At 69.6% G+C, this 2,981-nt stretch carries 3 protein-coding genes and 1 pseudogene; 2 read left to right on the forward strand and 2 right to left on the reverse strand.

Annotated features, from left to right (window positions below):
• Positions 1–323: 323 nt before the first annotated feature.
• Together ROTAS13_RS22065 and ROTAS13_RS22070 are read right to left on the reverse strand one after the other, a co-directional pair.
• Complete coding sequence (locus ROTAS13_RS22065; RefSeq protein WP_226946076.1) at positions 324–926, reverse strand: SIS domain-containing protein; 603 nt, start codon at positions 924–926, stop codon at positions 324–326.
• A gap of 82 nt (positions 927–1,008) precedes the next feature.
• On the reverse strand, positions 1,009–1,899 hold the full coding sequence (locus tag ROTAS13_RS22070) for a LysR substrate-binding domain-containing protein (protein WP_037250426.1): 891 nt from the start codon (positions 1,897–1,899) through the stop codon (positions 1,009–1,011).
• Positions 1,900–1,997: 98 nt separating this feature from the next.
• Between ROTAS13_RS22070 and ROTAS13_RS25890 the strand changes: the two genes are divergently transcribed.
• Positions 1,998–2,267 carry a DUF1127 domain-containing protein gene (locus ROTAS13_RS25890; RefSeq protein ID WP_019460149.1) on the forward strand — a complete coding sequence of 90 codons (270 nt, stop codon included), beginning with the start codon at positions 1,998–2,000 and terminating at the stop codon, positions 2,265–2,267.
• A gap of 150 nt (positions 2,268–2,417) precedes the next feature.
• Positions 2,418–2,981: pseudogene (locus ROTAS13_RS22080) on the forward strand (ImuA family protein); the annotation flags it as partial.

A 2,981-nucleotide genomic window follows, 5' to 3' on the forward strand; every position in this document is an offset into this window, starting at 1 on the left:
GTCCACCGCCAGATCAGCCACGGTCCCACTCAAGTCATCCAGCACACTCGCGCCAAATCACTCAAGCAAAACATCCAGGCTTCCTACAGTAAAACCCCTATTCACACCTTCAAGGAACAATTCCCGCCTCACAGCGCCGTCAATCCACCCAGATCGCCCTCCCTTCCGGAAAAGCCATCCAGCACAAATCAACAACACCCCTCAGGGGATCACAGACCAGCGCCCCGTCAGCCCCTCAAGACCAACCGCGCCGTCCGTGGGCCGCCTTATATGGGGGGCTTCCAGGCCTGTAAATACCCCTCTCCGCAGTTTTTCCGGCTGGCCTATCTCCGGCCCGTCAGGCGGTCCTCCAACAGCTCCAGGATGGCGTGGCCCAGCGTGATATGGAGCTCCTGCACCCGTGCCGTTTCCGCCGAGGGAACCAGCAGGACGTGGTCGCAGAAGCCCCTCGCCGGCTCTCCTTCGCCGCCTAGCAGGCCCACGGTGGCCAGCCCCATCTCCCGCCCCACTTCCAGTGCCCGCACCACATTCGGGCTCCGGCCGCTGGTGGTAAGGCCGAACAGCACGTCCCCCCGACGCCCCAGTCCGGACAAGGGGCGGGCGAAGACCTCCGCGAAGCCGAAGTCATTGCCACTGGCACTCATCGTCACGGAATCCGCCGCCAGGGCGACCGCTGGCCAGGAGGGCCTGGCGACAGCGCCACGCAGCCTCACCGTCCATTCGCAGGCCAGATGCTGCGCATCTGCCGACGAGCCACCATTGCCGCAGAAGAACAGCGTCCCTCCATCCCGCATGGCCGCCTCGCAGCGGTCCACCACCGCCAGTACGCTGTCCCGCATCTCCACCGCCACGCGGCGGCGCAGCAGGGCGCCATCCTCCATGATCCCGGTGAAGCGTGCCGCTTCCCGCGCCTGCCTGTCGCTCACCTTGACCGCACCTTCACCATCCTGATGGCACATCCCGGGGCGCGCTCTATGGGCCCGGCCCGGAGCCGCCGCAACATCCCGCTCAGGCGGCGCTGGGCAGACTCTGCAACTGCATCCGGAAGCTGTCCGAGATGTGTCGCCCCAGCCGCGCCGCCAGTGGCACATTGTGGTGCACCCGCATCGCCACCTCGAAATCCGGCAGGCGCGGCATCCCATCCTCCTCGCCCAGTACGCGCAGCCCGGCGGGCAGCATCCCCGTCAGCCCCATGGTCACCGCGAGGCCCGCGAGGGCGATGGCATGCGTGCCGGTCTGCGAGGCCGAGTGATAGGCCACGCGCCAGGGCAGCCCCGAATCGTTCAGTGCCTTGATCGCGGCCCGGCTCCAGGGACAGTCCTCCATGCACAGCGCCACCGGCAGGGGCCGGCGAAGGTGCACCGGCTGATCCGTGGCGCTCACCCAGTGCAGCGGCCCGCGCCAGAGGCGTTCGGAAAGCACGCCCGGCGCCTCGTTGCCGGCGGAGAAGAGCGTCAGGTCCAGCTCCCCCGCATCGAAGCAGCGCAGCAGTCCGGTGCTGGGCAGGCAGACCAGCTCGATCTCCACCGCCGGATGCGACTGGGCGAAGCGCGACAGGATCTCGGGCAGCCAGATCAGGGCGTAGTCGTCGGGCGTGCCCAGCCGCACCCGCCCGGCCAGTTCGGGCGTGCGGAAGCCCGCCACGATCTCGTCGTTCAGCTCCAGCAGCCGCCGCGCCCGGTCCAGCAGCCAGGCGCCGTGCTGTGTCGGCAGGAAGCCGCGTGGCCCACGCGCCAGGAGGGGCTGGCCCAACAGCTCCTCCAGCCGGCGCATCTGCATGGAGACGGCGGATTGCGTGCGGCCCACGGACTGGGCGGCACGGGTGACGCTGCCGCCTTCGGCCACCAGCACGAAGGAGCGCAGCAGGTCGGGGTCGATCCCAGGTGGAAGGCCGAACATGGCATCAATATCCTTGATGCCGATCGTCAAAACAACTCGTTTCCTTCAACCGCGTGGATAGAACATAGAGAGGTCGTCCAACAACAGGAACGACTCCCATGTCCGCCCACCTCGCTCGCAACAGCTTCGCCACCGGTGCCTGCACGGCCGCCGCCCGCGGCCGGGGCTTTGCGCAACCAGGGGCGCGTCCGGGTGTCATCCGGCAATTCCTGGACGTCCTGGCCCGCGTCCATCACGCCATCGAGAGCCGCCGCCAACTGGCCGAGATGGATGATCGCATGCTCTCCGACATCGGCATCAGCCGTAGCGAGGCACTGACCGAGGCGGCGCGCCCGGCCTGGGATCTGGAGCAGCGCCGTCGCGGCTGATCCTCCGGCGATCCCGTTCCGGAGCGGGATCGCCCCCTCCTCCGGCATCTGCTCCCGACTCCGTCATGCTTGACCCGAATCTGCCGCCTGGGCGAACATAAAGGGAACAAGCAACCCCGGAGTCGGTTCTCCTTGTCCATGAGCCCCCCAATGGACAGGCCCGCCCTCCTCGCCGCCCTGCGTGCCCGCGTGTCGCGCATGGAGCGCGCGGGGGCGGCCGAGGCCCTGGCCCGGCAGCGTGATCGCGGGAATGGCGATGCCATTCCCCTGACCCCGGCGATCGATGCCTCCCTGCCCGGCGGCGCCGGCCTGCCCCGCGCCGCGCTGCACGAGATCCTGCAGAGCAGTTCGGGTGCCGCCACCGGCTTCGCCGCCCTGCTGCTGGCGCGCAGCGGTGGCACGGTGTTCTGGATCGCTCCCTCCCCCGATGCCTGGCCGCCCGGCCTGTCCCGCTTCGGCCTGCCTCATGCACGACTGATCCTGGTGCGGGCACAGCGGGCGGTGGATGCGTTCTGGGCCGCCGAGGAAGCCCTGCGCTGCCCGGCCGTCGGCGGCGTGCTGCTCGCCGGCTATCGGCCGGACGACACCGCCGCCCGCCGCCTGCAGCTCGCGGCCGAGACTGGAGGCGGCATCGGCCTGCTGCTGCGCGAGGACACGGAGGAAGCGGGAGCCGGCGTGGCCCTCACCCGCTGGCGCGTGTCCGGCCGGGCCGGG

Origin of the sequence: Roseomonas sp. TAS13, assembly GCF_001950415.1 — a bacterium.
In the GTDB taxonomy this organism is placed as follows: Bacteria; Pseudomonadota; Alphaproteobacteria; order Acetobacterales; family Acetobacteraceae; genus Roseomonas; species Roseomonas mucosa.

Coding starts and splice junctions, on each gene's coding strand:
- ROTAS13_RS22070 (WP_037250426.1), bottom strand. CDS start 1,899: ATGTTCGGCCTTCCACCTGGGATCGACCCCGACCTGCTGCGCTCCTTC.
- ROTAS13_RS25890 (WP_019460149.1), top strand. CDS start 1,998: ATGTCCGCCCACCTCGCTCGCAACAGCTTCGCCACCGGTGCCTGCACG.